Annotated in this window: 13 protein-coding genes; 3 read left to right on the forward strand and 10 right to left on the reverse strand. The window is 68.8% G+C overall.

What is annotated here, in order from left to right; translation table 11 throughout:
- Positions 1-167 precede the first annotated feature (167 nt).
- Positions 168-404, forward strand: coding sequence for a hypothetical protein (locus ACQ1W9_RS12260; protein WP_346063133.1), 237 nt, complete (start codon positions 168-170; stop codon positions 402-404).
- Positions 404-1,231: an exodeoxyribonuclease III gene (gene xthA, locus ACQ1W9_RS12265; RefSeq protein ID WP_431026443.1), complete on the forward strand. Its 828-nt coding sequence runs from the start codon at positions 404-406 to the stop codon at positions 1,229-1,231. The genes ACQ1W9_RS12260 and xthA overlap by 1 nt, the downstream gene beginning before the upstream one ends.
- A 242-nt stretch (positions 1,232-1,473) precedes the next feature.
- Here xthA and ACQ1W9_RS12270 read toward each other — a convergent pair whose 3' ends face one another.
- The 8 genes from ACQ1W9_RS12270 to ACQ1W9_RS12305 form a co-directional block, all read right to left on the reverse strand.
- Positions 1,474-2,562: a hypothetical protein gene (locus tag ACQ1W9_RS12270; protein ID WP_431023631.1), complete on the reverse strand. Its 1,089-nt coding sequence runs from the start codon at positions 2,560-2,562 to the stop codon at positions 1,474-1,476.
- A 287-nt stretch (positions 2,563-2,849) separates the two neighbouring features.
- Positions 2,850-3,599: a TonB family protein gene (locus tag ACQ1W9_RS12275; RefSeq protein WP_431023632.1), complete on the reverse strand. Its 750-nt coding sequence runs from the start codon at positions 3,597-3,599 to the stop codon at positions 2,850-2,852.
- Entirely contained in the window at positions 3,596-4,003 is a 408-nt protein-coding gene (locus ACQ1W9_RS12280; RefSeq protein ID WP_346063136.1) for an ExbD/TolR family protein, read from the reverse strand. Before ACQ1W9_RS12280 ends, ACQ1W9_RS12275 begins: the two co-directional genes overlap by 4 nt.
- A complete protein-coding gene (locus tag ACQ1W9_RS12285) occupies positions 3,996-4,529 on the reverse strand; it encodes a MotA/TolQ/ExbB proton channel family protein (RefSeq protein WP_431026444.1) in 534 nt (177 codons plus the stop codon). Before ACQ1W9_RS12285 ends, ACQ1W9_RS12280 begins: the two co-directional genes overlap by 8 nt.
- Positions 4,513-5,907, reverse strand: a complete 1,395-nt coding sequence (locus ACQ1W9_RS12290; RefSeq protein WP_431023633.1) for a MotA/TolQ/ExbB proton channel family protein — start codon at positions 5,905-5,907, stop codon at positions 4,513-4,515. The genes ACQ1W9_RS12285 and ACQ1W9_RS12290 overlap by 17 nt, the downstream gene beginning before the upstream one ends.
- A complete protein-coding gene (locus ACQ1W9_RS12295; RefSeq protein ID WP_431023634.1) occupies positions 5,904-6,686 on the reverse strand; it encodes a DUF3450 domain-containing protein in 783 nt (260 codons plus the stop codon). The genes ACQ1W9_RS12290 and ACQ1W9_RS12295 overlap by 4 nt, the downstream gene beginning before the upstream one ends.
- A 353-nt stretch (positions 6,687-7,039) precedes the next feature.
- Entirely contained in the window at positions 7,040-7,978 is a 939-nt protein-coding gene (locus ACQ1W9_RS12300) for an electron transfer flavoprotein subunit alpha/FixB family protein (protein WP_431023635.1), read from the reverse strand.
- Positions 7,975-8,727, reverse strand: a complete 753-nt coding sequence (locus ACQ1W9_RS12305) for an electron transfer flavoprotein subunit beta/FixA family protein (RefSeq protein ID WP_346063140.1) — start codon at positions 8,725-8,727, stop codon at positions 7,975-7,977. The genes ACQ1W9_RS12300 and ACQ1W9_RS12305 overlap by 4 nt, the downstream gene beginning before the upstream one ends.
- Positions 8,728-9,175: 448 nt before the next feature.
- Between ACQ1W9_RS12305 and ACQ1W9_RS12310 the strand changes: the two genes are divergently transcribed.
- Positions 9,176-10,840 carry an electron transfer flavoprotein-ubiquinone oxidoreductase gene (locus tag ACQ1W9_RS12310; protein ID WP_431023636.1) on the forward strand — a complete coding sequence of 555 codons (1,665 nt, stop codon included), beginning with the start codon at positions 9,176-9,178 and terminating at the stop codon, positions 10,838-10,840.
- Between the two features lie 229 nt (positions 10,841-11,069).
- On the opposite strand, the gene ACQ1W9_RS12315 is transcribed toward ACQ1W9_RS12310, so the two are convergent.
- Together ACQ1W9_RS12315 and ACQ1W9_RS12320 are read right to left on the reverse strand one after the other, a co-directional pair.
- Positions 11,070-12,161, reverse strand: coding sequence for a DegT/DnrJ/EryC1/StrS family aminotransferase (locus tag ACQ1W9_RS12315; RefSeq protein ID WP_431023637.1), 1,092 nt, complete (start codon positions 12,159-12,161; stop codon positions 11,070-11,072).
- Complete coding sequence (locus ACQ1W9_RS12320; protein ID WP_431023638.1) at positions 12,155-13,120, reverse strand: Gfo/Idh/MocA family protein; 966 nt, start codon at positions 13,118-13,120, stop codon at positions 12,155-12,157. Before ACQ1W9_RS12320 ends, ACQ1W9_RS12315 begins: the two co-directional genes overlap by 7 nt.
- Positions 13,121-13,175 lie beyond the last annotated feature (55 nt).

A 13,175-nucleotide genomic window follows, 5' to 3' on the forward strand; every position in this document is an offset into this window, starting at 1 on the left:
GCTGTGATTCTGTCCCAAATCGTTCAGTGGATGTGGCCTGGCGACATGCCCGGGCGATTCCAAGCCCGCTATTGTAGCAGGGCTTGGCCGTCAGGGCTCGCCAAGCTGTCTCAGGCAGCGACCGCCCTGCTAGAATAGGCGGCCAACGCGCAATGGAGCCGCTACTCATGACTCGCAAGAAAAAGACCCGCTCCCTGGCCGACCGGGTGACCATCCGCACCGGCCGGCGCAAGGACTACAAGAAGTGGCGACACGAGAACCCCGACGAGGTCGGGTCGTCGCAGCGCTTCCAGCAGAAGAAAGTCGACCAGCGCAAGCGCCAGGCGGAGCGCAAGCAGGCCCGACAGGAGCAGGCCCCGCAGATCGAGATCCACCCGAAGCGCCCCGACAAGGACGACGAATGATGCGCCTGGTTTCCTTCAATATCAACGGTATCCGCGCCCGCCTCCCCCAGTTGGAGGCGCTGGTGGCGAGCCATCGCCCGGCGCTGATCGGCCTGCAGGAGACCAAGGTGGATGACCCCGAGTTTCCCCGCGAGGCGGTGGAGGCCCTGGGCTACCGGGTCTACTACCATGGCCAGAAGGGCCACTACGGGGTGGCACTGATGGTCGACCCCACCCAGTGCGGCGAGCCGGAGAAGGTTCTCTATGGCTTCCCGGATGACGCCGAGGAGGCCCAGCGACGGATGATCGGGGTGCGCCTGCGCCCCGGCGGCGGCGAGCCCCTGACGGTGTGGAACGGCTACTTCCCCCAGGGGGAGAATGTCGACCACCCGGTGAAGTTTCCCCACAAGCGCCGGTTCTATGCCCAGCTCCAGCGCCTGCTCGCGGAGGATCACCGCCCGGATGAGCGCCTGGCGGTGATGGGGGATTTCAATATCTCCCCGGAGGATCAGGATATCGGTATCGGCGAGGCCAACCGCAAGCGCTGGCTGCGGGAGGGCAAGACCAGCTTCCAGCCGGTGGAGCGGGAATGGCTCGAGGGCATCAAGGCCTGGGGCCTGGTGGACAGCTACCGGGTGCGTTACCCGGACGTCGACGATCGCTTCAGCTGGTTCGACTACCGCTCCAAGGGCTTCGATCGCGAGCCCAAGCGGGGCCTGCGCATCGACCATATCCTGGTCACCGCGCCGCTGGCCGGGCGAGTCGAGGAGGCCGGCATCGACTACGCGCTGCGCGGCATGGAGCGCCCCTCGGACCACGCCCCGGTCTGGACCGAACTGGCCCTCTAGGCCAGTCAAGGCCCGTGCAAGGCACGGAGCTATCCTGGGGGCAGGCCCTCGCGGGGCGCGGTAAACCCATCCATGGGCGCTACCGATGCCCTGCTTCGCTCTCGCATCCTGCTCCGCTTGCAGGGCCGGGGTAGGCCATCCATGGCCTACCCGTTCGGAGCCGTGCTCCTCACCCCTGGCATAGGACCCCCGCTCTGACCTGCCCCCAGCGCTCCTTGGCCTTTCACAACGCCCCCCCCGGATCAAGGGGCTCGCCAAGAATCCTCGGTGGAATCCAGGGTGGCCAGCCAGGCCTCGGCCCGCGTCTCGCCCAGGGCCGCCGCCCGCTCCCAGGCGTCGGCGGCGGTGTCGTCCCGCCCCCAGGCATAGGCCAGGCGCCCCAGGTTAAGCCAATCCTCCGCCGCCCCGCTGGCCTCGGCCAGCGCGCGCCAGGCGCTCAGGGCACGTTCCCGGTCCCGGGCCGTCTCCCAGGCCTGGGCCAGCAGGCGGCGGTACTCGAGACGCTCCTCCAGGGCGCCCTCGGCCAGGGCGGTTTCCAACAGCTCGGCGGCCCGGGCCGGGGTACCCCCGGCCAGGTGCAGGCGGATACGCCGCTCGAGATCCTCGCTCCCCGAGAAGACGCCTTCCCGCCAGCCCGCCTCCCAGAGGGCCGCGGCCTGCGCGTGGCGACCCAGGCGCTGGGCCAGGCCCACGGCGCGACGCCAGGTCTCGGCGTCGGCGCCACTCTCCAGCCGCGCCTCCAGACGCGCCAGGGCCTCGCCGCCGCGTCCGGCGCGCTGATAGACGGTGGCGGCCAGGGCCTGCTGGTCGGGCGAGCCGCCCGTCGGCAGCCAATCGGCGGCGGCCTCCCAACGCCCCAGCTCGGCCAGGGCACGCACCAGGCGCCAGCGTGGCGCCCGCACCTCGGGATGCTCACGCACCCAGGCCTCGAGCAGTTCGGCGCCCCGGGCGGTCTGCCCCGCGGTCAGGCGCAGCTCCGCCTCCTGACGCCGCCAGCGCTGCCGCGAGGCCTCGTCGTCCCCCAGTGCACGCGCTCGGGCCAGATGATTGGCGGCGGCGGCGTGACGGCCGGCCCGGGCCTCGGCGTGGCCGGCCAGTTGAGCATAGAGGGCGGCGGCCCAGCGGTCGGCGGCATTGCCGGAAGCCAGGCGCTCGACCTGGGCCGCGGCGCGCTCGGCCACCGATGCCCCCTCCCCCGCCGTCAGGCGCTGCTGAAGCGCCTCCAGGTCACGGATGGTGGCACCGGACAGGGCCGGCTCGGCCAGCGCCAGGGGCGCGGCCAGCCAGAGGCTCAGTGTCAGCAGCAGAGGGCGCGAAAGAGAGTGGAACATCGGCTTGCTTACCTTAGCGGGAATTCCAGGCCATGGATGGGGGCAGCGAGCGCCGCCACCAGGGGCGCGAAAGAAAGTGGAGCATCGGCTTGCTTACCTTAGCGAGAATTCCAGGCCATGGATGGGGCAGCGAGCGGCGCCGGTTGCGCCAGAGCCAGGGGCACGAAAGAGATCGGAACATCGGCTTGCTTACCTTAGCGGGAATTCCAGGCCATGGATGGGGGCAGCGAGCGGCGCCGGTTGCGCCAGAGCCAGGGGCACGAAAAGAGAGTGGAACATCGGCTTGCTTACCTTAGCTGGAATTCCAGGCGCTGCTGGGCGCGGCGCAGCCCCTGGGCCGGCTCGAAGCGCCAGCGGGCCACCGCCTGCCGGGCGGCGCCATCGAAGACATTGCGCGGCCGGGCCGAGATCACCTGGATGGAGTCGGGATCTACGCTGCCGTCGGCACGGATCAAAAAGCGCAGCTCCACATGGCCCTCGATGCCACGACGCTGGGCCCGGCTCGGATAGTCCGGCGGCACGCGATTGGTGGGGGCCAGGGCGCCCACCTCCACCGGGGCCTCACTGACCTCCCCCTGGGCCGGGGCGCCGGCGGGCTCGCTGGCCTCGGCGTTCTCGGCCGGTGCCTCGCTGGGGCTGGGTGCCGGGGCGGGCTCGGGCGTCGGCTCCGGGGCGGGTTCCGGCGTCGGCTCGGGCGGCGGTTCCGGACGCGCCTCGGCCAACTCGGGCAATTGCTCGTCGAGCTCCACCGGCTCGAACTCCTGCGGCGGCAACTCCGGCTCCGGCAGGCTGACCGGGCTCGCCTGGGGTGGTGCCGGTTCCGGCAGCGGCGGGGGCGGCGCGGCCTCCACCGGCGGCGCCGCCTCGGCGGCGGCTTCCTCGGGCACCGCCTCGGGGGCCTCCACCAGGTCCATGCTCATGGAGACATCGAGGACGTCGATATCCGCCTCCGGCGGGGCCACCAGCAGCGCCAGCAGCCAGAACAGCAACAACGCCAGGGCGCCGCCGCCCAGCGCCGAGAAAGGCACCCGGGTCATGAACCGCTCCGGGTGGCGGCCACCGCCACCTGCTCCACGCCGGCCTCGCGAATACGATCCATCACCTCGATCAACAGGCCGGTAGCGGCTTCGCGATCGGCCTGGATCACCACCGAGCCATCGCCGCTGACCAGGTCCGCCACGCTGTCGCCGACCCGATGACGATCCACGGCGTGCCCATCCACCCAGACCGCTCCCTCGGCGGTGATGGCCACCATCACCTGGGCTTCGGCCTGGGGCGTGGCGGCACTGGACTCGGGGCGATCGATCTCCACCCCGCTCTCCTTGATGAAACTGGTGGTGACGATAAAGAAGATCAACATGATGAAGACCACGTCGAGCATCGGGGTCAGGTTGACTTCATTGGCGTCGCCGCCATCGGCGACGAGACGGCGCCTACGCATGACGTTCCTCCACGGCCCGGGCCAGGCGATCGTGCAGACGCTGGTCCTCGCGGCGAATGATATGTTCCAGGCGGCTGGTGAAGAGCAGGCCCACCACGGCCACGGCCATGCCGGTGAGGGTGGGCAGGGTGGCCCGGGCCACGCCATCGGCCATGGCCCGGGCCTGGCCGCTGTCGCTTAGCGCCAGGCTATCGAAGACGCTGATCATGCCGGTCACGGTGCCCAGCAGCCCCAGCAGCGGGCAGAGCCCCACCAGAAGCTTGAGCCAGGGCAGCGGCCGACGCAGCCGCCGCAGCAGCGCCTGGGTCCAGGCCTCACGCAGGGTCAGGGCGCTCCAGCTAACGTGATCGCCCCGCGCCACCCAGCCGCGGATCAGCTCGCGGCGGGCGCGGCGATAGGTGACGCGGAAATACCAGATGCGCTCCAGGGCCATGGCGAAGAGCAACATGGCCACCAGGGCGATCACCACCAGCACCGCCCCGCCCGCCTCCACCAGGCGCTCCAGGGGTTCAAGCCAGGGCGGGATCACGACGCTCGCGCTCCTTGGCAGTGCCGGCCCCCGTGCCGCGCCCCTCGAGGTGCTCGGCCAGGGCGGCGCAGGCCTCGCTCTCTACCACGCCGGCCAACTGACGACTGCGGCCGGCCAGGGCGGTGTGGGCGAAGAGCAGCGGCACGGCGGTGATCAGCCCCAGCACCGTGGTGACCAGGGCCTGGCTGATGCCGCCGGCCATCAGCTGGGGGTCGCCGGTGCCGAAGACGGTGATGGCCTGGAAGGTGACGATCATGCCGGTCACGGTACCCAGCAGGCCCAGCAGCGGGGCCACCGCCGCCAGCAGCTTGACCAGTGGCTGGCCGCGCTCCAGGCGCGGCAGCTCGGCCAGCACCGCCTCGTCGAGGCGCGCCTCCAGGGCCTCGGGCACCGGATGGGCCTCCTCCGAGAGGCTACGGAAGCGGCCCAGCACCCGCCCCAGGGGGTTATCGTTGCGCAGCTCGCCCAGGCCACGACGCTGGCGACGCACCGCCAGGCTGACCCGCAGCAGGTAGGCATACTGGAGCAGTGCCACCAGCAGGCCGGCGCCACCGAGTGCCACCACCACATAGCCCACGGCCCCCCCCTGCTGGAAGCGCTCCCAGAGGCTTGGCTGCTGGGCCAGGGCCGCCAGCACCTCGCCATGGGTGGGATCGATCGCCAGGGTCCGCGACTCGCCGGCGTGGAAGGCGGCCAGGTCCGCGATGACATCACGGGGGGTGCCCTCGGCCATCGCCAGGCTGCGATCGTCGGCCCCGGGGCGCAGCAGGGCCTGTGGGGTAAAGGCGGCGAAGTCTCCCAGGCGCGCCACGGGGCGCGGGGTGATCTCGCCGTCCGCCGCGGCCACCGGCGCCTCGAAACGCACCACCCGGGCGGTCTCGGCGGTCAGCGCCATCAGGGTATCGGCGAAGGCCTCCAAGTCGATCAGCGACAAGACCTCCTCCCCCTCCAGGCGCGCGGGCAACAAGTCGGCGCCGGTGATACCGATCCAGCTCTCGGCCAGGGCGTCACGCAGCTCGCCGCTATGCCGAGCCAGGCTGGCGAGGATGCTGGAGAGCCCGGCATCCTGCTCCGCCTGGCGCTCGGCCAACGCATCGCGGCGCTCATCCAGCACCGCCTGACGCTCGACGAGCTCACGGTGACGGGCGGTGACCTCGGCATGGGCCTGCCGCGCGTCCTCCAGGGCCGCCGCCAGGGCGTCCCGGTCATCCAACAGGTCGGCGAGGCGCGCCCGGTCACGGGCCTCGGCGGCCTCCCGCTCGGCACGCAGACTACTCAGGGGCTCATCGGCCGTTTCGGCCTGGGCGGGGGCCAGCACGCCGATGGCGAGCCAGCCGCCCAGCAGCCAGACGGCACCGCGTCGCAACAGTGTCATGCGTCATCCTCCGCCAGGGTGTTCTCCAGGGGCTGGGAGACCGGCAGCCGCAGCAACTCCGGCGCCCGCTGATCGCGGGCCATACGCAGGCCCTGGCGCACTTGGCGTCGTTCGGCGTCATCCAAGGCGACCCAGTTCCCCTGCTCCGCCAGCCAGACGCCGCCCTGGCGTCCATCCGGCGTCAGGTAGTAGAAACCGACGCGCCCCAGGCGAAGGAAGTCCACCTCACGGCGCGCCTCCCCGTCCAGGTAACCGCGCCAGGCATCCAGCTCACGCCCATACTCGAGCTCGGTGCGCCAGGTTGCCAGGATGCGCTCCAGGCGCTCGGCGTCATTGAGATCGGGGTCGGCGAGACTCGCCTCCAGGGCGGTGACGCGGGCCTGGCGCTGTTCCCGCAGGAAGGGCAGATCGGCCGCCACCCAGGCATCGAGGCGCTCGATCAGCGCCTCCTGCAGCTCGGGCAGCGCCTCCCGGGTATCGGCCAGGGCATCGAGTGCCGCCTCGCGGCGGTCGAGGCGCTCGCTCCGAGTGGCGAGGCCCGGTGCCAGGCGATCGCTCTCCTGGCGCAGGCGTCGCGTCTCCGCCTCCAGGCTCCGCAGCTCCTCGAGCATGGCGCGACTCTCGTCATCGGCGGCATCGATGCGCGCCTGCCATGCCGCCTGAGCCCGCTGGGCCTCCAGGCTCTCGGCCAGGGGCGTCTCCGCCAACGCAGGCATGGCCAGGATCAGGCCCAGCAACCCCCCTAGACAGCGGATACGCCATGACTCTCTGGCGGTCATCTTCACTCTCGCCTCCCTGAAATGATGATCGAGCGGTGCAATACGCTAACCCAAACAATAATAATTATCAATCATCTCGGGTGGTCATAACCGCAAAAAACCGGCCCCCAAATGGGGGCCGGCTCCGGCATTTTGAAACTTCGATCTTCCTTACAGCCTTGCGGCTTCTGCTCGAGCTCCGGCAGGGCGTCGAAGAGATCGGCGACCAAGCCGCTAACTGTCGAGAGCGCGACCTGGAAGATCCCGACCTTCCTTACAGCTTCTGCTCGAGCTCCGGCAGGGCCTGGAACAGGTCGGCGACTAATCCACCGACTGTCGAGAGCGCCACCTGGGAGGTTTCCAGGTGGACCGCCTTACAGCTTCTGCTCGAGCTCCGGCAGGGCCTGGAACAGGTCGGCGACTAATCCATAGTCCGCCACCTGGAAGATCGGCGCCTCCTCGTCCTTGTTGATGGCGACGATCACCTTGGAGTCCTTCATGCCGGCCAGGTGCTGGATGGCCCCCGAGATGCCCACGGCGATGTAGAGGTCCGGGGCGACGATCTTGCCGGTCTGGCCGACCTGCATATCGTTGGGCACGAAGCCGGCGTCGACGGCGGCACGGGACGCGCCGATGGCCGCGCCCAGCTTGTCGGCGATGCCGTCGAGCAGCTTGAAGTTCTCGCCGTTGCCCATGCCGCGGCCGCCGGAGATCACCACCCGGGCACTGCCCAGCTCGGGGCGGTCGGACTCGGCCAGTGCTTCCTTGATAAAGGCAGAGCGAACGTTGTCGACCACGGTCTCCACGGCCTCGATGGCGGCACCGCCGCTCTCTCCTTCAACGTCGGCCACGGCATCGAAGGCGGTGGCGCGTACGGTGATCACCTTCAGCGCATCCTCGCTCTGCACGGTGGCGATGGCGTTACCGGCATAGATGGGGCGACGGAAGGTATCGGCACTCTCCACCCCGATGATCTCGGAGATCTGGCCGACGTCCTTGAGGGCCGCCAGACGCGGCAGGACGTTCTTGCCGGTGGTGGAGGCCGCGGCCAGCACATGGCTATAGTCGTCGGCGAGTGCCACCAGCAGGTCACCCAGCGGCTCGGCCAGTTGGTGGGCATAGACGGCGTGGTCGGCGACGCGCACCTGGGCCACGCCGTCGAGCTTGGCGGCGGCCTCGGCCACGGCGCTCACGCCTTGGCCTGCCACCAGCACGTGGATATCGCCACCGATCTGCTTCGCGGCGGCGACCACATGGGCGGTGGCGCTGCTCAGTTGGCCATCATGCTGTTCGGCGAGTACCAGGATGCTCATGAGATCACCTTCGCTTCGTTCTTCAGTTTATCGACCAGCTCGTCCACGGAGCCCACCTTGATGCCGGCCTGGCGCTCCGCCGGCGGCTCGACCTTGAGCAGCTTGACCTTGGCCGCCACCTCGACGCCGAGATCGGCCGGCGACTTGACGTCCAGCGGCTTCTTCTTGGCCTTCATGATGTCGGGCAGCTTGGCATAGCGCGGCTCGTTCAGGCGCAGGTCGGTGGTCACGATGGCCGGAAGCGACAGCTCGACGGTCTGCAGGCCGCCATCGATCTCGCGGGTCACCTGCAGCTTGTCGCCGTCGACCACCACCTCGGAGGCGAAGGTACCCTGGGGCAGGCCGGCCAGCGCCGCCAGCATCTGGCCCACCTGGTTGTTGTCGCTGTCGATGGCCTGCTTGCCGAGGATCACCAGCCCCGGCTGCTCCTCTTCGACCACCTTGGCCAGCACCTTGGCGGCGGCCAGGGACTCGACGGGCGCCTCGGTTTGCACATGAATGGCCCGGTCGGCGCCCAGCGCCAGGGCGGTACGCAGCTGCTCCTGAGCGGCCTTGGGACCCACGGTCACGGCCACGATCTCGCTGGCCACACCCTTCTCTTTCAGGCGCACCGCCTCTTCCACGGCGATCTCGCAGAAGGGGTTCATGGCCATCTTGACGTTGGTAAGATCGACGTCGGAGTGGTCCGGCTTGACCCGGATCTTGACGTTGTAGTCGATGACGCGTTTGACCGCGACGAGTACTTTCATGGTGTCCTCGCTTGGTTCAGGAAAGTCGAACCCGTGTGGTTAGAACCGGCGGGCTGGTTCTTGTAACCCTTCGTTAGATACTCGGTCGAGCGTTTGATAGGCCGCCCGGGTAAAGTGTTGTCAATCTGCCACAGCGGGCGGGGTGACGACAACGGCTGAGCCGCCTGAGTCGGCCCTGGGACAGCCCCGACATCGCCTGGCCGTCCCCCGAGGTCGCCCTTGGTAGGGGTGTCTCGGAATTTCTATTATGCATATCATGGCCGAAGACTAGAAGCAAACGACCGTTTTAAATTACGCTGAACGGGTCACGGCCTATCAAGGCCAGGCGGAATCCCGCACAATAGGCCGTCAGGCGACACGAGAAACGCCCTTTGGATGGTGACTTTCAAGCGACGGTGACGCTTTTCCGGGGCCCTGGGTTTCCCGACGCATTCGAGGAGAGAACAAGGTGGAACAGGTAGAACGCGATTCGATGGACTTCGATGTGGTAATCGTCGGCGCCGGGCCCTCGGGCCTGGCGGCGGCCTGCCGGCTGATGCAGCAGGCGGGCGAGGCCGGCCAGGAGCTGACGGTGTGCGTGGTGGAGAAGGGCTCGGAAGTCGGCGCCCATATCCTCTCCGGGGCGGTCTTCGAGCCCCGCGCCCTGGCCGAGCTCTTCCCCGACTGGGAAGCCCGCGGCGCCCCCCTGACCACCCCGGCGACCCGCGACGAGGTCTACCTGCTCAAGGATGCCGACAAGGCCCAGAAGCTGCCCAACGCCCTGGTGCCCAAGTCGATGCATAACACCGGCGGCGACCTCACGCGCTATGTGATCAGCGCCGGCAACCTGTGCCGCTGGCTGGCCGAGCAGGCCGAGGGCCTGGGGGTGGAGATCTTCCCCGGCTTCGCCGCCCAGGAGACGCTCGTCGAGGACGGCGTGGTCAAGGGCATCCTGATCGGCGACATGGGCGTGGGTGCCGATGGCCAGCCCAAGGACGGCCATATGCCCGGCATGGAGCTGCGCGCCAAGTACACCCTCTTCGCCGAGGGCTCCCGGGGCCACCTGGGCAAGCGGCTGATCGAGCAGTATGACCTGGCCGCCGGCCGTGACCCCCAGCACTACGGCATCGGCCTCAAGGAGCTGTGGGACATTCCCGCCGACAAGCACGAGCCCGGCCTGGTGCTGCATGGCTCCGGCTGGCCCCTGGACAAGCATACCCATGGCGGCTGGTTCCTCTATCACGCCGAGAATCACCAGGTGGTGGTGGGGCTGATCATGGACCTCTCCTACCAGAACCCCTGGCTGTCGCCCTTCGACGAATTCCAGCGCATGAAGCACCACCCGGTACTGGCCAAGCACCTGGAGGGCGGCAAGCGGGTCGCCTACGGCGCCCGGGCCATCACCAAGGGCGGCCTCAACTGCCTGCCGAAGATGACCTTCCCCGGCGGCCTGCTGATCGGCTGCGACGCCGGCACCCTCAACTTCGCCAAGATCAAGGGCCTGCATACCGCCATGAAGTCGGGCCTGGTGGCCGCCGAGGCGGTCTTCGAAGCCATCGCGGCCGGCGACGAGGGTGGCGCCGAGCTGACCGCCTTTAGCGACAAGTGGCAGGCCAGCTGGGCCTACGCCGAACTCGAGGAGTCCGCCAGCTTCGGCCCGGCGATCCACAAGTACGGCACCGTCGGCGGCGGCGCCTACAACTTCATCAACCAGCTGCTCGGCGGCAAGCTGCCCAATGTCCACGACACCACGCCGGATCACGCCGCCCTCAAGCCGGCCAGCCAATTCGCGAAGATCGACTACCCCAAGCCCGACGGCAAGCTCTCCTTCGACAAGCTCTCCTCGGTGTTTCTGTCGAACACCAACCACGAGGAGGACCAGCCCTGCCACCTGAAGCTGGCCGATCCGGCGCTGCCGATCCGCGACAACCTGCCGGAATATGCCGAACCCGCGCAACGCTACTGCCCGGCGGGGGTCTATGAAGTGGTGGAGGGCGACGACGGCAAGCCGCAGTTCCAGATCAACTTCCAGAACTGCGTGCACTGCAAGACCTGCGATATCAAGGACCCGGCCCAGAACATCACTTGGGTGGCGCCGGAAGGCGGCGGCGGGCCCAACTATCCGAATATGTAACCCCGCACGAGGTGGTGGCATCGGACGGGGCGGTTCGCTTAGCGCCGGGACGAAACCCCGACGCGGCGAACCCGCTCCCCCATCTCGTCCCCCATCTCGTCCGATGACCTCGCACCAAATCGCCCCCATGGCCAGGCCTTGGGGGCGATTTTTTCTTCCAGCTTCAGGCTTACGGCTTACGGCTTAACCCTCCGGGCCTAGCCCGGGCGGTGTAGCCGCGTCTTCCCCCTCAGCCCGACAAGGCGTCGCACAGGGCATCAACCACCCGCTGCTGCCCTTCCTCCAGGTAAGGGTGCATGGGCAGGCTGAGGATCCGCTCGCACACCGCCTCGCTGACCGGCAGGTGACAGCGGGGATCGGCCAGGGCCGGCTGGCGATGCAGCGGCACCGGATAGTGCACGGCGGTGGGAACCCCCGCCTCGGCCAGGCACGCCTGGACCCGGTCGCGCTCGCCCACCTGCAGGCTGTACTGGGCATGCACACTGGTGTTGCCCGGCGCCACCAGCAGCGGCTCCACCGGCAGGTCGGCCAGCAGGCGATCGTAGCGCGCGGCTGCCGTTTGGCGCAGCCTCACCTCCTCGTCGAACACCTCGAGCTTGACCAGCAGGATCGCGGCCTGGAGCGTGTCCAGGCGACTGTTGAGGCCCAGGCGTGGGTGATAATGACGCCCCGCCTCCCCGTGACGCGCCAGGCTGCGCAGGCAGTCCGCCAGGTCATCCTCATCGGTGAACATCGCCCCGCCATCCCCATAGGCCCCCAGCGGCTTGCTGGGAAAGAAGCTGGTGGCCGCGGCCCGGCTCAGGGCACAGGAGGGGCGCCCATGGCGGCTGGCACCGAAACTCTGGGCAGCATCCTCCACCACCTCGAGGCCATGCGCCTCGGCCAGTGCGCCGAGGCGCTCCATCTCGGCACACTGGCCAAATAACGAGACCGGCATGATGGCCCGGGTGCGTGGCGTGATCGCCGCCTCGACTCGGGCAGGATCGAGCAGGCAGCCGTGAGGCTCGATATCCACATAGACCGGCCGGGCCCCGGTCAGGGCCACGCTGCTGGCCGTGGCAACGAAGCTGAACCCGGGCACGATCACCTCGTCCCCCGGCCCGATACCGAGCCCCCGCAGGGCGATCTGCAGGGCATCGCTGCCACTGGCGCAGGTGATGCAGTGAGCCACCCCCACCCGCTTCGCCAAGCGCGCCTCCAACGCCGTGACCTCCGGCCCCAGCACATAACGGCCATGGGCCAGGACCGCCAGGATGGCGGCCTCCAGCTGGGGCTTGAGCCGCGCCTGCTGGGCGGCCAGGTCGACGAAGGGCATCACCATGACACCCGCCCATCCCGGACCAGGGCCAGCAGCCGGGGATGGCCCTCGTCGTCGCCGGGCGGCTCGGGGGTGGCCCGACGGATGGCATGCACCGTTTCCAGGCTGTGGCGAACCGTCTCGATGCCGAAGCCGCACCCGGCCAGCACCTCGCGATAGCTGATCATATGCAGATCCTCGAAGCCGCTGGAGAACTCGAAGACCTCGCCGTCGCAGACGATAGCCCGGTAGGAGGGACGGTGGCCACGCAGCGACGCCGGCAGATCCGCGGCATCGATGGAGAGAAACCAGCGCACCCGGGCCGTGGCGTATTCCAGATAGCCGGCGACCTTATGGGCATCGCGGTAGTGCACCACCAGGCGCTCCAGGCCACCGAAGATCAGGGCCAGGATATCGAAGAAATGCACGCCGATATCCGCCTCCACGCCGAATGACTTGCGGGGATCGCCCTTCCAGCTCGCCATGTACCAGGGTCCCCGGGAGGTGATATAGGTCAATTCCACGTCGTACTTGGTGTCCCGCCCCTCCGTCAGCACCCTGGTGCACAGCTGATGGATCGCCGGATGGTGGCGCAGCTGCATGATGCTGTAGACGCGATGCCCGGTCTCCTCCTCCACACAGCCCAGCTCGTCGAGCTGTTCGGGCAACGGCACCAGCGGTTTCTCGCAGATGACATCGCAGCCCAGCTGCAAGCCGGCGACCACATGCGCACTGTGCAGATGATTGGGCGAACAGACCGCCACGTAGTCCAGGGCGCGCTCCCCCTGTCGCCTGAGCCGCCAGGCATACTCGAGGAAAGACTCGAACTCGGTGAAGAAGGCACAGTCGGGGGAGATGGAGTCGATGATCCCCACCGAGTCGTTGATATCGTAGGCTGCCACCAGCGCATGTCCGGTGGCCTGGATCGCCTGCATATGGCGCGGGGCGATATAGCCCGCCGCACCGATCAGCGCAAAGTTCATCGGCCGTTACCCTTGCCTCGCCTTCGAGATTAAAGGTAGCGGCGATGGCGCCCCC

It is taken from the genome of Halomonas sp. H5, assembly GCF_050613175.1.
Lineage (GTDB): Bacteria > Pseudomonadota > Gammaproteobacteria > Pseudomonadales > Halomonadaceae > Bisbaumannia > Bisbaumannia salifodinae.